Origin of the sequence: Micromonospora tarapacensis (genome assembly GCF_019697375.1) — a bacterium.
GTDB lineage: Bacteria > Actinomycetota > Actinomycetes > Mycobacteriales > Micromonosporaceae > Micromonospora > Micromonospora tarapacensis.
Genome location: NZ_JAHCDI010000004.1, coordinates 4,804,268 through 4,820,677, shown reverse-complemented (window position 1 = coordinate 4,820,677; position 16,410 = coordinate 4,804,268). Strand labels below are relative to the sequence as shown.

General features: G+C 70.8%; 13 protein-coding genes and 1 pseudogene. 11 read left to right on the top strand and 3 right to left on the bottom strand.

Features of this window, described 5'->3' with window-relative positions; all coding sequences use genetic code 11:
* The first annotated feature begins 52 nt into the window (after positions 1 to 52).
* From nuoH to KIF24_RS28020, 8 genes are all read left to right on the top strand, one after another.
* Positions 53 to 1,405: an NADH-quinone oxidoreductase subunit NuoH gene (gene nuoH, locus KIF24_RS28055; protein WP_221086577.1), complete on the top strand. Its 1,353-nt coding sequence runs from the start codon at positions 53 to 55 to the stop codon at positions 1,403 to 1,405.
* A 1-nt stretch (position 1,406) separates the two neighbouring features.
* Positions 1,407 to 2,048: an NADH-quinone oxidoreductase subunit NuoI gene (gene nuoI / locus KIF24_RS28050; RefSeq protein WP_221086576.1), complete on the top strand. Its 642-nt coding sequence runs from the start codon at positions 1,407 to 1,409 to the stop codon at positions 2,046 to 2,048.
* On the top strand, positions 2,045 to 2,815 hold the full coding sequence (locus tag KIF24_RS28045) for an NADH-quinone oxidoreductase subunit J (protein ID WP_221086575.1): 771 nt from the start codon (positions 2,045 to 2,047) through the stop codon (positions 2,813 to 2,815). The genes nuoI and KIF24_RS28045 overlap by 4 nt, the downstream gene beginning before the upstream one ends.
* Positions 2,812 to 3,129: an NADH-quinone oxidoreductase subunit NuoK gene (gene nuoK / locus KIF24_RS28040; protein WP_221086574.1), complete on the top strand. Its 318-nt coding sequence runs from the start codon at positions 2,812 to 2,814 to the stop codon at positions 3,127 to 3,129. The genes KIF24_RS28045 and nuoK overlap by 4 nt, the downstream gene beginning before the upstream one ends.
* 12 nt (positions 3,130 to 3,141) lie before the next feature.
* Positions 3,142 to 5,100 (top strand): NADH-quinone oxidoreductase subunit L, encoded by a 1,959-nt coding sequence (gene nuoL / locus KIF24_RS28035; protein ID WP_221086573.1) that lies wholly within the window; start codon positions 3,142 to 3,144, stop codon positions 5,098 to 5,100.
* A 79-nt stretch (positions 5,101 to 5,179) separates the two neighbouring features.
* Positions 5,180 to 6,712, top strand: coding sequence for an NADH-quinone oxidoreductase subunit M (locus tag KIF24_RS28030; RefSeq protein ID WP_221086572.1), 1,533 nt, complete (start codon positions 5,180 to 5,182; stop codon positions 6,710 to 6,712).
* Positions 6,713 to 6,809: 97 nt separating this feature from the next.
* Positions 6,810 to 8,360 (top strand): NADH-quinone oxidoreductase subunit NuoN, encoded by a 1,551-nt coding sequence (nuoN, locus tag KIF24_RS28025; RefSeq protein ID WP_221086571.1) that lies wholly within the window; start codon positions 6,810 to 6,812, stop codon positions 8,358 to 8,360.
* A gap of 110 nt (positions 8,361 to 8,470) precedes the next feature.
* Complete coding sequence (locus KIF24_RS28020) at positions 8,471 to 9,538, top strand: polyprenyl synthetase family protein (RefSeq protein ID WP_407940020.1); 1,068 nt, start codon at positions 8,471 to 8,473, stop codon at positions 9,536 to 9,538.
* Between the two features lie 97 nt (positions 9,539 to 9,635).
* Here the strand turns inward: KIF24_RS28020 and KIF24_RS28015 are convergent, their stop codons facing one another.
* Positions 9,636 to 10,817 (bottom strand): MFS transporter, encoded by a 1,182-nt coding sequence (locus KIF24_RS28015; protein ID WP_221086569.1) that lies wholly within the window; start codon positions 10,815 to 10,817, stop codon positions 9,636 to 9,638.
* 154 nt (positions 10,818 to 10,971) lie between these two features.
* Here KIF24_RS28015 and KIF24_RS28010 point away from each other — a divergent pair, with 154 nt between their 5' ends.
* Entirely contained in the window at positions 10,972 to 11,754 is a 783-nt protein-coding gene (locus KIF24_RS28010; RefSeq protein ID WP_221086568.1) for an IclR family transcriptional regulator, read from the top strand.
* An 88-nt stretch (positions 11,755 to 11,842) separates the two neighbouring features.
* On the opposite strand, the pseudogene KIF24_RS28005 reads toward KIF24_RS28010, so the two are convergent.
* Positions 11,843 to 13,959, bottom strand: a pseudogene (locus tag KIF24_RS28005) (PhoX family protein).
* A gap of 223 nt (positions 13,960 to 14,182) precedes the next feature.
* Here KIF24_RS28005 and KIF24_RS28000 point away from each other — a divergent pair.
* Together KIF24_RS28000 and KIF24_RS27995 are read left to right on the top strand one after the other, a co-directional pair.
* Positions 14,183 to 14,698, top strand: coding sequence for a sigma-70 family RNA polymerase sigma factor (locus tag KIF24_RS28000; protein ID WP_221087592.1), 516 nt, complete (start codon positions 14,183 to 14,185; stop codon positions 14,696 to 14,698).
* Entirely contained in the window at positions 14,695 to 15,387 is a 693-nt protein-coding gene (locus KIF24_RS27995; protein ID WP_221086567.1) for an anti-sigma factor family protein, read from the top strand. Before KIF24_RS28000 ends, KIF24_RS27995 begins: the two co-directional genes overlap by 4 nt.
* 59 nt (positions 15,388 to 15,446) lie before the next feature.
* Here KIF24_RS27995 and rarD read toward each other — a convergent pair whose 3' ends face one another.
* Complete coding sequence (gene rarD, locus KIF24_RS27990; protein ID WP_221086566.1) at positions 15,447 to 16,376, bottom strand: EamA family transporter RarD; 930 nt, start codon at positions 16,374 to 16,376, stop codon at positions 15,447 to 15,449.
* Positions 16,377 to 16,410 lie beyond the last annotated feature (34 nt).

The following is a 16,410-nucleotide window of genomic DNA, read 5'->3' as shown; positions in this document are numbered from 1 at the left end:
GTGGACGGGTGCGGCGAGTGAGCCCCGCAGTCGCGAGCGAAAGGTTGGCACAGTGAGTCCAAGGTTCCTCGCCGAGGCGCCGTCGCTGAGCGACTTCGGTCACGACCCGTGGTGGCTGATCCTAGGCAAGATCGTCTTCGCCTTCCTGGTCGCCCTGCTCGGCACGCTGCTCGGTGTCTGGTTCGAGCGGCGGGTCGTCGGCTTCATGCAGGTGCGGCCCGGCCCCAACCAGCTCGGCCCGTTCGGTCTGCTGCAGACGCTCGCCGACGGCCTGAAGATGGCCTTCAAGGAGGACATCCTCCCCAAGTCGGCGGACAAGGTCGTCTACTTCTTCGCCCCGGCCATCTCGGTGATCTGCGCGGTCACCGCGCTGTCGGTGATCCCCTTCGGGCCGATGGTGAGCATCTTCGGCCACCAGACGCCGTTGCAGGTCACCGACGTGCCGGTGGCGGTGCTGGTGGTGCTCGCCTGCTCGTCGATGGCGGTCTACGGCATCGTGCTCGCCGGCTGGGCCTCCGGTTCGACCTACCCGCTGCTAGGTGGCCTGCGCTCCAGCGCTCAGCTGATCTCCTACGAGGTGGCGCTGGGGCTGTCCATCGTGGCGGTGTTCATGCTCTCCGGCACGATGTCGACAAGCGAGATCGTGGCTGCCCAGGGCAACGGCACCCAGCTGGCCCTGTTCGGCCTGAACATCCCGACACCGGGCTGGTACGCGGTGCTGCTCTTCCCCAGCTTCGTCGTCTTCTTCATCTCCATCGTCGGCGAGACCAACCGGCCGCCGTTCGACCTGCCGGAGGCCGAGTCGGAGCTGGTGGCCGGCTTCATGACGGAGTACAGCTCGCTCAAGTTCGCGCTGATCATGCTCAGCGAGTACGTCGCGATGGTGACCATGTCGGCCTTCACCGTGACGCTCTTCCTGGGCGGCTGGCACGCACCGTGGCCGATCACCGAGTGGTCGGGCGCCAACTCCGGCTGGTGGCCGCTGCTCTGGTTCTTCGCCAAGGTGATCCTGCTGGTCTTCGTCTTCGTCTGGCTGCGCGGCACGCTGCCCCGGTTGCGCTACGACCAGTTCATGCGCCTCGGTTGGAAGGTGCTGATCCCGATCAGCCTGGTCTGGATCGTGGTCCTCGCCGGCCTGCGCACCATCGACGACTGGGACACCCGGAGCCGGACGTACGCCATCGCCATCCCGGCCGGCCTGGTGCTGCTCGCCGCGCTGTTATGGCCGAGCCGCAGGCCGCAGCCGGAGCCGACGCTCGCCGAGCAGGTCGAGAACCGGCCGCAGGGCAGCTTCCCGCTGCCTCCGATGGATCTGCAGGTACCACCGAGCCCGCGAACCCGGCGCATGGTCGCCGAGCGGGAGCCGGCCAACGTTCCCGCCGGCCAAGACTCTGAGGAGGTGTGACGTGGGCGCGATCACCGGCACGTTCAAGGGTTTCGGGGTCACCTTCTCGCACATGTTCAGGAAGGTCGTCACCACCGACTACCCGTTCACCCCGCCGACCCCGGCGCCGCGCTACCACGGGCGGCACATCCTCAACCGGCACCCGGACGGGCTGGAGAAGTGCATCGGCTGCGAGCTGTGCGCCTGGGCCTGCCCGGCGGACGCGATCTACGTCGAGGGCGGCGACAACACCGACGAGCAGCGCTTCTCGCCGGGTGAGCGGTACGCCAGCGACTACCAGATCAACTACGCCCGGTGCATCTTCTGCGGCCTGTGCATCGAGGCCTGCCCGACCCGCTCGTTGACGATGAGCAACGAGTACGAGCTGGCCCGGGACAACCGGCAGGATCTGATCTTCACCAAGGAGCAGTTGCTGGCGCCGCTGCTGCCGGGGATGGAGCAGCCGCCGCACCCGATGCGCCTGGGTGACAGCGAGAAGGACTACTACATCGGCAGCCTGACCAACCCGGGCACCTCGGCCGGCGCGGAGCGTTCGCCGATGGGGCCGGGCCGGTACCAGGTGGACGAGCACCCCGGCGTCACCTTCCCCGGTGCCGAGCAGGCCGCCGCGCGGGCCGCGGCGGAAAAGGGGGAGCCGGCATGACCACGTCGACGCTGCTCGCCGCCACCGGTGCGGTCTCCGGCGGCGAGGCGGTGACCTTCTGGATCCTCGCCCCGCTCGCGCTGGCCGGTGCGATCGGCATGGTCGCGGCCCGCAACGCGGTGCACTCGGCGCTCTGGCTGGTGTTGACGATGCTCAGCCTGGGCGTGTTCTACGTTCTCCAGGCCGGGCCGTTCATCGGCATGGTGCAGATCATCGTCTACACCGGCGCGATCATGATGCTCTTCCTCTTCGTGCTGATGCTGGTCGGCCGCGAGTCGTCCGACTCGCTGATCGAGGTGCTGCGCGGCCAACGGATCGCGGCGCTCGGGCTGGGGCTCGGCTTCGCCGGCCTGCTCGGCAGCGGGGTCTACCGGGCCACCCAGGGCAGCATCCCGGCCGGCCTGGAGCAGGCCAACGCCGGCGGCAACGTGCAGGGCATCGCCCGGCTGCTCTACACCGACTACGTCTTCGCGTTCGAACTCACCGCGGCGCTGCTGATCACCGCCACCATCGGCGGCATGATCCTCGCGCACGTGGAGCGGCGCAAGGAGGACAAGCGCGACCAGGTGGCCACGATGAAGGCCCGCTTCGCGCCCGGCAACTACCCCGGCCCGAAGCCCGGCCCGGGTGTCTTCGCCACCTCCTCGTCCGTGGCCACCCCCGCCCGGCTGCCGGACGGCCGGCTGAGCGACCGGAGCACGCCGGACATCCTGCCGGTGCGGGAGCTGACCGCCGAGGAGACCACGTTGAAGGGCACCGAAAAGTGAGCGACTTCTTCTCGGTCGAGCCGAACTACTACCTCGTCCTCGCCTCGGTGCTGTTCACCATCGGCGCGGCCGGGGTGCTCGTCCGGCGCAACGCGATCGTGCTGTTCATGTGTGTCGAGCTGATGCTCAACGCGGCCAACCTGGCGCTGGTCACCTTCAGCCGGATGAACGGTGACCTCAACGGCCAGATCATGGCGTTCTTCGTGATGGTGGTGGCGGCGGCCGAGGTCGTGGTCGGGCTGGCCATCATCATGGCGATCTTCCGCACCCGGCGCTCCGCCAGCGTCGACGACGCCAACCTGTTGAAGTACTAGAGGGGCCCACCGGTGGACGAAATCTTGACGTACGCCCAGGCTGCTCCCGCCGAGACCGTCTCGTACGCGACGGCCGGCGGGCTGCTGAGCAGCGTCTGGCTGCTGGTGGCGATCCCGCTGGTCAGCGCGACGGTCCTGTTGCTGCTCGGCAAGCGGGCCGACCGGTGGGGGCACTGGCTCGGGGTCGCCGCGGTCGGTGCCGCGTTCCTGCTCGGCCTGACCTACTTCCTCGGGCTGCGTGGCCTGGACAACAAGTCGGTCCAGCTGAGCCTCTGGGACTTCATCGTGGTCGGCGGCCTGCATGTGGACTTCGGCCTGCTGTTCGACCCGCTGGCCGGGGTCTTCGTCCTGCTGATCACCGGCGTGGGCTTCCTGATCCACCTGTACGCGGTCGAGTACATGGCGCACGACGAACGTCGGCGGCTCTTCTTCGCCTACTTCAACCTCTTCATCGCGGCCATGCTGCTGCTGGTGCTCGGCAACAACTACGTGATGCTCTACTTCGGCTGGGAGGGCGTCGGTCTGGCGTCGTACCTGCTGATCTCCTTCTGGTACACCAGGCCGGCCGCCGCGACGGCCGGCAAGAAGGCGTTCCTGATGAACCGGGTCGGCGACGCCGGCCTGGCCATCGCCATCTTCATCATGTTCGCCACCCTCGGCACCACCCAGTACGACGAGGTGTTCAACGGGATCGGCGCGCTGGCCGGCGGCACGGTGCTGGTGCTCGGCCTGCTGCTGCTGCTCGGCGCGACCGGCAAGTCCGGCCAGTTCCCGCTCCAGGCGTGGTTGCCGGACGCGATGGAGGGCCCGACCCCGGTGTCGGCGCTGATCCACGCCGCGACGATGGTCACCGCGGGTGTCTACCTGATCGCCCGGTCCAACATCATCTTCTCGGCCAACGCCACGCTGCAACTGGTGGTGGTCAGTGTCGGCGCGCTGACGCTGCTGATCGGCGCGATCATCGGCTGCGCCAAGGACGACATCAAGCGGGTGCTGGCCTGGTCGACGGTGAGCCAGATCGGCTACATGTTCCTCGGTGTCGGCCTGGGCGGCGCGGCGTACGCGCTGGCCATCGTGCACCTGTTGGCGCACGGCTTCTTCAAGGCCAACATGTTCCTCGGCGCCGGCTCGGTCATGCACGGCATGTCCGACCAGGTGGACATCCGCCGCTTCGGTGGGCTGTCGAAGTACATGAAGATCACCTGGCTGACCTTCGGCGCGGGCTGGCTGGCCATCATCGGCATGTTCCCGCTCTCCGGCTACTGGTCCAAGGAACCGATCATCGCCGCCGCCTTCGAGCGGGAGGGCTGGACGGCCTGGCTGTTCGGCGGGGCGGCGGTGCTCGGCGCCGCGCTTACCGCGTTCTACATGACCCGGCTGTTCGTGCTCACCTTCCACGGCCCCAAGCGCTGGACCACGGACATCGAGCACCCACACGAGTCCCCGCCGCTGATGACCATCCCGCTGGTCCTGCTCGCCATCGGCTCGCTGGGCGCCGGCTGGCTGCTGGCCACCTCCGTCCCCGACTGGTTGACCGCCACCGCCGGCCTCGGCGCCGCCGAGGCACACCACGACGCGGTGCTGCCGCACTGGGCGATCGTCGCGCTGTCGCTGGGGGTCACCGTGGTCGGCGCGGTGCTGGGCTGGTTCCTGTTCCGCAACGGTACGGCGAACGAGCCGCAGCCGGCCGGGGTGCTGGTCACCGCTGCCCGCAAGAACCTCTACAGCGACGCGGTCAACGAGGCGGTCTTCGAGAAGCCGGGCATCTTCCTCACCCGGGCGCTGGTCTACCTGGACAACCGGGGCATCGACGGGTTGATCAACGGCCTGGCCGCAGGCGTCGGCGGTGGCTCGGGCCGGCTCCGGCGGCTGCAGACCGGCTTCGTCCGGTCCTACGCAACCTCGATCCTGGCCGGTGCGCTGCTGGTGGTGGCGGCCTTCCTGGCCGTGCAGGCGGGGTGGTTGGCGTGATCGACCTCAGGAGGCCGACAGCCTCTCAGGCGGCCGTCGCCGGCGGACCGCACAGTGACGACGGAGGTAAGGCCGCATAATGTCCGACTTCCCGTTCCTCTCGGTGCTCACCGTGGCGCCGCTGGTCGGCGCCGTGGTGGTGGCCCTCCTGCCCCGTAGCCGGCCGACGCTGGCCAAGCAGGTGGCGTTCGGCTGGTCGCTGCTGGTGCTGGCGCTGTCGGTGGTCATGTGGCTTACCTGGCAGATCGACGGTGAGCGCTTCCAGTTCCGTGAGTCGTACCCGTGGATCCCGAACTGGGGCGTCAGCTTCACCTTCGCCGCCGACGGCATCGCGCTGGTCATGCTGATGCTGATCGCCGTGCTGGTGCCGCTGGTGATCCTCGCCTCCTGGCACGACGCCGAGTCCTCGAAGCGTTCGATACCTGCCTACTTCGCGTTGCTGCTCGTCCTCGAGTGCACGATGCTCGGCGTCTTCGCTGCCGCCGACGTCTTCCTGTTCTACGTGTTCTTCGAGGTCATGCTGGTGCCGATGTACTTTTTGATCGGCAGCTACGGCGGCCACCAGCGGCAGTACGCGGCGGTCAAGTTCTTCCTCTACTCGCTGGTCGGCGGCCTGTTCATGCTGGCCGCAGTGATCGGCCTGTGGGTGGTCGGCGGTAAGACCTTCGACTGGGTGGCGCTGTCCCAGGTGGACATCTCCACCGGGGCCGAGCGCTGGCTCTTCCTCGGCTTCTTCATCGCCTTCGCGATCAAGGCGCCGTTCTTCCCGTTCCACACCTGGCTGCCCGACGCCGGTGGCGCGGCACCGGCTGGTGCCGCCGCGCTGCTGGTCGGCGTGCTGGACAAGGTCGGCACCTTCGGCATCCTGCGCTACTGCCTGCCGCTGTTCCCCGACGCGGCCCAGTGGTTCGCCCCGTGGGCGCTGGCCCTGGCCGTGATCGGCATCATCTACGCCGCGCTGCTGGCGGTCGGGCAGAACGACCTCAAGCGGTTGGTGTCGTACACGTCGATCGCCCACTTCGGCTTCATCGGCGTGGGCATCTTCGCCTTCACCACCCAGGCGGGCACCGGGGCCGTGCTCTACATGGTCAACCACGGGCTGGCCACCGGCCTGCTCTTCCTGGTCGTCGGCATGCTGGTCGCGCGCCGAGGCTCGGCGCTGGTCAGTGACTTCGGCGGTGCCGGCAAGCTGGTCCCGGTGCTGGCCGGGGTGCTCTTCTTCGCCGGTCTCGCCTCGCTGGCGCTGCCCGGCACCGCGCCGTTCGTCTCCGAGTTCCTGGTGCTGATCGGCACGTTCACGGTCAACAAGCCGGTCGCGGTGATCGCCACGCTGGGCATCGTCCTGGCGGCGGCGTACGTGCTGTGGATGGTGCAGCGCACCACGCAGGGCACCCTGAACCCGGCGCTGACCGAGATCGACGGGATGAAGCGCGACCTCAACCTGCGCGAGAAGTTCGTGGTCGCGCCGCTGATCGCGCTGATCGTGCTGCTCGGCTTCTACCCGAAGCCGGTGACGGACGTGATCAACCCTGCGATCCAGGCGACCATGGAGGACGTCGGCCGGACCGACCCGGCCCCGTCGGTAGGAACCGTCCAGGAGGCGAGCCGGTGAGCGCGATGAGTGAGGGTGTGCCCGGCCGTCAGCGCGCGGAGCGCGTGCCGCAGCCGCGCGCAGAGAGAGTCGCAGTCGCGAACGAAAGGTTGGCCCGGTGACCGAGCTTGAACTGCCGCCGATCGACTACGCGGCGATCGCGCCGATCCTGATCATGCTGGGTGCGGCGGTGTTCGGGGTGCTGGTCGAGGCATTCGTGCCCCGACGGCTGCGGCACCCCGTCCAGCTACCGCTGGCGCTGCTGGCGGTGCTCGCGGCGCTGACCATGGTGGTGGTCAACGCCGACAAGCGGGTGATCACCATCGGGGTGATCGCCGTCGACGGCCCGGCGCTGTTCCTCCAGGGCGCGATCCTGGCCCTGTCGGCGGTGGCACTGCTGCTGCTCGGCGAGCGCGCACTCGAGCGGGGCGGGGCGTTCGTCGCCCAGGCCGCGGTGACCGCCGACTCGCCGGATGACCGGCGGCAGGCGGAGCACGCCGGTGGCGCCGGTGAGGTGTACCCGCTCACCACCTTCGCCATCGGCGGAATGCTGATCTTCGTGTCGGCGAACGACCTGCTGACCATGTTCATCGCGCTCGAGGTCTTCTCGCTGCCGCTCTACCTGCTCTGTGCGCTGGCCCGCCGCCGGCGGCTGCTGAGCCAGGAGGCGGCGATGAAGTACTTCCTGCTCGGCGCGTACGCCTCGGCCTTCTTCCTGTTCGGGCTGGCGCTGATCTACGGCTTCACCGCCGGTCTGGGCGACCGTCAGGCCGGTGTCGACTTCGCCACCGTCAACGCGGCCGTGGCGAACTCGACGGCCAGCCCGGTGCTGCTCTTCGCCGGGATGGCCCTGGTCGCCATCGGCCTGCTCTTCAAGGCGGCCGCGGCACCGTTCCACGTCTGGACGCCCGACGTCTACCAGGGCGCGCCGACGCCGCTTACCGGTTTCATGGCGGCCTGCACCAAGGCCGCCGCCTTCGGCGCCCTGCTGCGGGTGTTCCACGTCGCCTTCGAGGGGGCGCGGTGGGACTTCACCCCGGTGCTCGGCACGGTGGCGGTGCTCACCATGCTGGTCGGGGCGGTGTTCGCGGTGACCCAGACCGACATCAAGCGGCTGCTGGCGTACTCGTCGATCGCCAACGCCGGCTACCTGCTGGTCGGTGTGCTGGCGCCGGGCAGCGCGGGGCTCTCCGGCACCATGTTCTACCTCGTCGCCTACGGCTTCACGGTGCTGGCCGCGTTCGCGGTGGTGACCCTGGTGCGTGACGCCGACGGGGAGGCCACCCACCTGTCCCGCTGGGCCGGACTGGGCCGGCGGTCGCCGATCTACGCCGCGGTCTTCACCTTCATCCTCCTCGCCTTCGCGGGTATCCCGATGACCAGCGGCTTCACCAGCAAGTTCGCGGTGTTCGGCCCGGCCCTGGAGGGTGGGCAGGTGTGGTTGGTGATCGCCGGCGTGCTGACCAGCATGGTGCTGGCCTTCCCGTACCTGCGGGTCGTGGTGATGATGTGGCTCTCCGAGCCGGGCGACTCGACGCCGACGGTCGCCGTTCCCGGCGCGCTGACCTCGGCGGCGCTGGTGATCGGCGTGATCGCCACCCTGGTGCTCGGTGTCGCGCCGGCACCGCTGCTCGACCTGGCCACCTCGGCTGCGGAGTTCGTCCGGTAGCCGCCAGGACCTGTCGTTCGAGGGCCGGCCCGCAGCCTGTGGGCCGGCCCTCGCCGCGCATCCCCGGTCCGGTGCAGGTAGGACGTGTGTGGCATGGTTGAGGCGTGGTGATTAGGGGTGGCGAGCGTTCAGGTACCACCGGCTCCGGTGGTCGCCGGAGCCGGCCCGGCGCGGCTCAGTTCGGCGCGCTCGGCCTTCATCTCGCCGACCCCCGCACCGAGGAGTCCGTGCTCGGCCTGCTGGCGGCCGTCGAGGGTGAGCTGCGGGCCGGTGTCGCCAGCGCCGACCCGTTCGTCACCGAGGCCGCCCGGCATCTGGCCGAGGCGGGCGGCAAGCGGTTCCGGCCGCTGCTGGTGGCGCTGAGCGCGCAGTTCGGCCATCCGACCAGGGCGGAGGTCGTGTCGGCGGCCGTGGTGGTGGAGCTGACCCACCTGGCCACGCTGTACCACGACGACGTCATGGACGAGGCGCCGGTGCGTCGCGGCGCGCCCAGCGCGAACTCCCGATGGACGAACTCGGTGGCCATCCTGGTCGGCGACTATCTCTTCGCCCGGGCCGCCGATGTCGCGGCCGAGTTGGGGCCCGAGGCGGTACGCCTGCAGGCGCGCACCTTCGCCCGGCTGGTGCACGGCCAGATCGCGGAGACCGTCGGTCCCCGGGCCGGCGACGACCCGGTGGCGCACTACCTGCGGGTGATCGCGGACAAGACCGGCTCGCTGATCGCCACCAGCGCCCAGTTCGGCGCCATGTTCAGCGGGGCCGCCCCGGAGCAGGTGGCGGCGCTGGCCGGTTACGGCGAGACCATCGGGGTGGCCTTCCAGCTCTCCGACGACCTGCTCGACATCGCCAGTGACTCGACGGAGTCGGGCAAGACGCCCGGCACCGACCTCCGGGAGGGCGTGCCCACCCTGCCGGTGCTCTACGCCCTGGCGTCGGACGACGCGGACGCCTCGTCCGCGCGGCTGCGGGAACTCCTGGCCACCGGCGCGCTGACCGACGACGCCTGGCACGCCGAGGCGCTCGGCCTGCTCCGGGAGAGCCCCGCGCTCAAGCGGGCCCGGGAAACCGTCCGCAGTTACGCCGAGGACGCGAGGTCGCAGCTGGCCCCGCTGCCGGACAATCCGGCCCGCCGCGCCCTCGAATCCCTCTGCGACCACATCGCCGACCGCACCGGCTGACCCACCCGACTCCTCCGGGCCCACCGGCACCCCCGGCGGGTTGATCAAGAGGCTTCGGTCGTGGCACGCCGCCGGGCTCCGGGGCGCAAACCCTCGATCAACCCGGGTCGGTCGGGGAAAGGAAGCGGGTGGCGGCGAGCATGAGGGCGGCGGCGGCGAGCATGGCCACCGCGGCCGTGAGCCACATCGCGGGGTAGCCGGCCGAGGCGGCGAGGGGGCCCAGCGTGAGAGGGCCGAGGCAGCCGCCCGCGTACACCCCGGTCTGCGTGATCGAGGTGGCGGCGGCCGGAGCCTGGGGATGCAGCCGGACCACCGCGAAGTTCATCAGCCCCGGCCAGGACCAGCCCAGACCGAAACCGAGCACGACGCCCACCACCAGCGGCCCCGGGCCGGCCACGGCGAGCAGGCCCAACCCGACCGCGCCGGCCACCAGCAGACCGGCGATCACGGATACGTGGCCGCCGGTGCGGCGGTCGGCCAGCCAGCCGATCCCGACCCGGGCGGCGACGCAGACGGCGCTGCCGAGGGTCAGGGTGAGCCCGGCCATCCCCGGTCCGAGACCCCGGTCGACCGAGGCGTCGACCACGAATGTGCCCAGCGCGTTCGCCGCCCCCGCGGCCAGCGTCGCGGCCACCCCGACGACGACCAGTCCACCGCTCGCGCCGCCGGCCCTGCCGGTGGGTCGCCCGGCCGGGTGCGGGACGTGCGCGGGTACGGCTGCCAGGGCGGCCAGGGCGGCACCGGCCGCGGCGACGAACGCCCACCGCCAACCGACCGTGAGCGCCAGAGTCGGCACCGCGACGCCGGCCAGCAGGGTGGAGACCGGGATGGCCGCCTGCTTGACCCCGAACGACAGGCCCTGCCGGCGCGGCGGCACGTGCCGGGCCAGCAGGCCGTTGCTGGAGAGCTGACCGAGCGCGTTCGCGGTGCCGGCGACGGCCAGCAGGCCCACCAACACCGGGTACGACCGGGCCAGCACCGCCACCGCGAGCAGGCAACCGGCGGAGACCAGGATGCCGGCCCGGGCCACCACGGCAGCGCCCCAGCGCTCGACCAGCGCGCCCGACGGGACCGAGGCGAGCGCGCCGACGCCGAAGTAGACCGCGACGACGAGCCCGAGGCCGGCCGGAGAGAAGGCCAACTCCTGTCGCATCTGCACGGCGAGCCCGCCGACCAGGAAGACCGGCAGGACGCAGGCGATGGTGACGGCGACCGCGACGGCGCTCGCCCGGACGGGTCTGGCGGCGGTTGCCGGGGTACGGGCGGCGGAGTTGGTCATGGTGGGGCCAACCTACGTCAGCCGCATCTCGGCGCCGGAAAGTGCGTCCCACCTCACATCCCAGCCCCGATGACCTTGGATCCTCCACCCGATCAGGCGTTTCGCGGCGGGCCACTTTTTCATATGGTGTAAGTCCCCGGTGGCGGAGGTGGTTGTGCGTGACCCCCTGGCGGAACCTTCGGACCTGATCCGGAGTGTCTCCCGCGCGCTTCGAGTGCTCGAGTCGGTCGGTCGTGCCCCGCGCGGGCTGACGGTGAAGCAGATCGCCCGCCGCTGCGAGCTGACCGTGGCGACCACGTACCACCTGGTCCGCACCCTCGCCTACGAGGGCTACGTGATCCGTCGGGAGGACGGCACGTACATCGTGGGTCTGGAGGTGGCCGACCGGTATCGCGAGCTGGTCGCCGCGTTCCGCGGTTCCCCGGCGATCGGGGAGAGCCTGCGCCGGGCCGCCGTGGAGACCGGCTGGAGCCACTACCTGGGCCGGTTCGTCGGTGGCCAGGTGGCGATCACCGCCGTGGCGGAGGGAAGTCGCTCGCCGTACCTGGAGGATCTGGTGCCCGGGTTCGACGAGGGGGCACATGCGACGGCGCTCGGCAAGGCGCTGCTCGCCACGCTCACCGCCGAACAGCGTCACCGCTACCTGCGCGAGTACGGCATGCGGCCGTTCACCAGCGCCACCCTCACCAGCCCGGAGTCCTTCGAGGCCGACCTGGCGGCCGGGGAGCGGCGCGGGATGCAGCTGGAACTGGGTCAGTTCCGGCAGGGGGTGGCGTGCGCCGCCGTCCTGGTCAACCCCGACAAGGACATGGAGCGCCGGACGGTGCTGGCCTGCGCCCTGCCGGCCAGCGAGATGATGACCTCCGCCCGGGTGGTCCGGACGAAACTGCTCGCCGCCGCCCGCACGATCGCCGACGGCATCGCCGCCGACGTCTGAGCCCCACCGGCCCGCCGTGCACCGGGACGGCCCCTCCCTGGTGGGGAGGGGCCGTCGCGAAGCGGCCGGCGCGGTCGCCGGGGCGGGGTCAGCTACCGACCGGTCCGCCGTCCAGCCGCCAGGTCACCACCACACCCGGCTTGGCGTAGTCGCCGTCGGGCCAGGTGGAGGCCGGGTTCTCGACCGTGGCGCCGGTGATCTCGCCCGGGTGCTGCACGGCCACGAAGAGCGAACGCTCGTCCTCGGTGAGCAACGGGCCGCAGGTCTCCGCACCCGTGGGCACCGTCAGGAACTGCTTCAGGTGACCCCGCTCCGGCCCCTCGATCGGCGCGGCGAAGAGACCGTCGTTGCTGCCCAGAGCGTTGCCGTCGGTGGAGATCCACAGGTTTCCGGTCCGGTCGAAGAGCAAATTGTCCGGGCAGGAGATCGGCGACACCTTGGTCTTGTCGTACCCGGCGAAGTAGGTCGACGGGTCCGCCGGGTCGCCGCAGATGATCGGCAGCGACCAGGTGAACGTGTCCGACGTGTTGTCCTTCCGGTCCTCGACCAGTTCCAGGATCTGGCCGTGCCGGTTGGCGGTGCGCGGGTTCGCCTCGTCCGGCGCCGGGTTGCTGCCGACCCCCCGGTTGGAGTTGTTTGTCAGCGCCACGTACACCTTGCCGGTGACGGGGCTGATCTCGACCTCCTCGGGGCGGTCCATCTTGGTGGCGCCGACCTTGTCGGCGGCGATCCGGGTGAAGGTGAGCGCCTCGGCGGCGGTCATCCCGTCCACGTACGAGCGGTTGCCGCTGACCAGCTTGATCCAGCGGCCCCTGCCGTTGAAGGCACCGTCGCTGGGCAGCTTGCCGGAGCCGTCGATCTCGTCGGCGCTGGTCTCGTGGAGCTTGGCGACGTAGAGGGTGCCGGACTCCAGCAGCGTCAGGTTGTGCCTGCGGGCGACCCAGGAGTCACCCTTCATGAACCTCTTGTCCGAGACGAACTTGTAGAGGTAGTCGAAGCGTTCGTCGTCGCCCATGTACGCGACCACGTGCCCGCTCTTGGCGACGATGACGTTCGCGCCCTCGTGCTTGAAGCGGCCCATCGCAGTGTGCTTGCGCGGGCGGCTGTCCGGGTCGAAGGGGTCGATCTCCACGACCCAGCCGTGCCGGTTGGCCTCGTTGGGGTGCTCGGCCAGGTCGAAACGGGCTGCGGCCCGGTCCCACTTGCGGCTGCCGCTCGGGTAGCGGCTGGTGGTGCTGATGCCGTAGCGGGCCAGCCGGGCCTTCTCCGCCTCCGGCGCACCGTCGCCGCCGACGAAGTACTGGTTGAAGTTCTCCTCGCCGGAGAGCACGGTGCCCCAGGGGGTCGTGCCACCGGCGCAGTTGTTCAGGGTGCCGATGACCGTACGGCCCTTCGGGTCGGCCGCCGTCCTCAGGAACGACGAGCCGGCGGCCGGGCCGGTCAGCTCGAACTTGCTGCTGAGCGCGTCGACGCGCCGGTTGTACGGGCGGCGCCCCGAGGTGACGACCTGCCACTGGCCGGTGCCCGCCACCCGCTCGATCTCCACCACGGACATGCCGTGGGCGGCCATCGCAACCTTCACCTGCTCGACGCTGAGCGCGTCCTGGCTGGTGAAGCCGGGGAACATCAGGTCCTCGTTGGTGTACTCGTGGTTGACCACGAGCAGCGCCCGGTTGCCCCGCTTGTCCAGCGGCAGCACGCCGACGTAGTCGTTGTTGTAGCCGAACTGCTTCGCCTGCGCGGCGGCGGTCTGCCGACGCAGCTTGAACTCGGGCGCGCCGGGCACCACCGGGTCGCCCCAGCGGATGACCACGGCGTGGTCGTAGCCGTTGGGCACCACGAAGTTGTCAAGGGTGTTCGGCGGGATCGGCTTGAAGGTCAGTGCGCCACTGCTCGGCCGCCGGCCTGCGGTCCCCGCCGGCGGGGACGCCAGCGGGGCCGGGGCCGCGGCGGCGGGGCGGCGCCGGCCAGCGCGCCGGCCGCGGTGCCGCTGAAGCCGAGCACCAGGGCGCCGACCGCCCCGGCGCGGACCACACCGCGGCGGGACACCTCGGCGTTCACCACATCGCCGAGGTACGCGTTGTCGGAGGTGTTGGGTACCGGGTGGTCACAGGCGTTGCCGCAGCGGTACAGGCAGGTCATGGCGTCGCGGCTGCCGTGGCGGGGGGTGCCCAGCAGCGGGAGCAGCCGGGGGCGGTCGCTCATGGGGAGGATCCTCCTGAGGGTCGGTGCGCGTCGGTGCAGCTCACCGACGCGTACCCGCCGGACGCTAGGAGGGCGCGATGAGCGTGGGTCAGCGGCGGTGTGAACCAGTGGTGAACTCCGTCCCGGGATCCCGGGTTGAGCTGGGACTGAACCGATCGGCGTGACCGCACGTATCTCCGGTCGTAACACCGCGCCCGCTCGCGCCGAGTGCGAGGAGAGGACCATCAGCGACCACGACGCCCACCTGTTGCGGGCTCTGCACGACGAGCATGCCGAGGCGCTCTACGCGCACGCGTTGCGGCTGGTCAACGGCGACCGGCAGCGCGCCGAGGATCTCGTACAGGAGACGCTGCTGCGGGCCTGGCGCCACCCGGAGTCGCTCGACCCGCGACGCGGCTCGGTGCGCGCCTGGCTCTTCACCACCGCCCGCAACCTGGCCATCGACGCCTGGCGGCGCCGGTCGAGCCGGGTCGGCGAGGTCTACACCGACGAACTCCCCGAGCCGTCGGGGGTCGTCGACGAGACGGAGCGTGCCGTCGAGGCGTGGACGGTCGCGGAGGCGCTCAACCGGCTCAGTCCCTCGCACCGCGATGTGCTGGTCGAATGCTTCTACCAGGGACGCTCGGTCTCCGAGGCCGCCTCCCGGCTGGGCGTGCCGCCCGGCACGGTGAAGTCCCGCACCCACTACGCGTTGCGCTCGCTACGGCTGGTCCTGGCCGAGATGGGGGTGACCGGATGAGCCGCTGCGAGTTCGCGTACGACGACGGCGCGTACGTGTTGGGCGCGCTCTCCCCGACCGACCGGGCGGCGTACGAACGGCATCTCGTCGACTGTCCCGCCTGCCAGCAGTCGGTCTCCGAGATCGCCGTGCTGCCCGGCCTGCTCGGTCGGTTGGATCCGGCGAGCCTGGAGCAGTTCCTGCCGCCGCCGGAGAACCCCCGAGTGCCCGAGCTGCTCAGCGCCGTGCGGGACCGCCGGCGTCGCGAGCGCCAGGCCAACCGGCTGCGATACGCGGTCACCGGCCTGGCCGCGGCCGCGATCGCCCTGGTCGTCGGCTTCGGGGTGGCCACCATGCTGCCCGGGCAGGGCACGACCGCGCCGGTGGCCCAGGTGCGGATGGTCGAGATGCAGCCGGTGGCCGGATCGGTGCCGGTGCACGCCGAGATCGGCTTGGCCGGCACCAACTGGGGCACCGAGGTGACCATGCACTGCGGGTACGACGAGCGCGCCGGCTACGGCAAGGCCAACACGTTCCGGCTCGTGGCGCACGCCGGGGACGGCTCCAAGGAGCAGATCGGTTCCTGGCTGGCCGCCCCCGGTGACGACCTGCGGATCACCGGCGCGACCCGGTTCACCAACGCCGAGCTGGTCCGGCTGGAACTGATCCTCGCCGACGGCACCGCCGTCCTCGCCTACGACGTCCGCTGACCTGCCGGCCCCGGCCGGCAGGTCAGCTGGTTGCTTCTCCGCTTCTGCGAGCGGGAGGCTCAGCCGGCGACGGCGGCCGGGGACGGCAACGCGGTGTCCGGGCGGAGGCGGCGGGTGCGCCTGGCGTGGCGCACGGCATCGACGGTGAAGACGATCAGGGCGATCCAGACCAGGGTGAAGCCGGCAAGACGGGCCGGTGGCATCGGTTCGTGGAAGATCAGCACGCCGCAGCCGAGCTGGAGGATCGGCGCCACGTACTGGAGCATGCCGAGGGCGGTCAGCGGCAGCCGGTTGGCGGCACCGGCGAAGAGCAGCAGCGGGATGGCGGTCAAGGCGCCGGCCAGCACCAGCAGCGCCGTGTGCCCGGCCGAGACGTGGCCGAAGGTGGCGTCGCCGGTGGCCGCGAGCCAGCCGACGAAGGCCAGCGCGGGCAGGGACAGCACGGCCGACTCGACGAACAGGCCCTCCGCCGCGGGCAGGCCGAGGCGCTTCTTGACCAGGCTGTACCCGCCGAAGGTGAATGCCAGGGTCAGCGCGAGGTACGGCAGCCGGCCGTAGTCGACGGTGAGTACGGCCACCGCCAGCGCGCCGACGCCCAGCGCGGCCCACTGTGCCGGGCGCAGCCGCTCGCGCAGCACCAGGACCCCGAGCAGCACCACGACCAGCGGGTTGATGAAGTAACCGAGGGCGGTCTCCACCACCCGGCCCGAGTTGACGCCGTAGATATAGGTGAACCAGTTGACCGCGATCAGCGTGGCGGCGGCGCCGATCCCCGCCAGCGCACGCGGCCGGCGTAGCAGCGCCCGCAGGAAACGGATGTTGCGCCTCGCGGCGAGCAGCAGGGCGACGAACGCGACGGACCACACCACGCGATGAGCCAGTATCTCCGCCGGCCCGGCCGGGCGCAGCAGCTTGAAGTAGAGCGGGAAGAACCCCCACAGCAGGTAGGCACCGAGGCCGTAGAGGTATCCGAGGCGGAGCGGCGTCACGCCTCCACCGTAAGGGGCCGACCCGCCGGCTGAT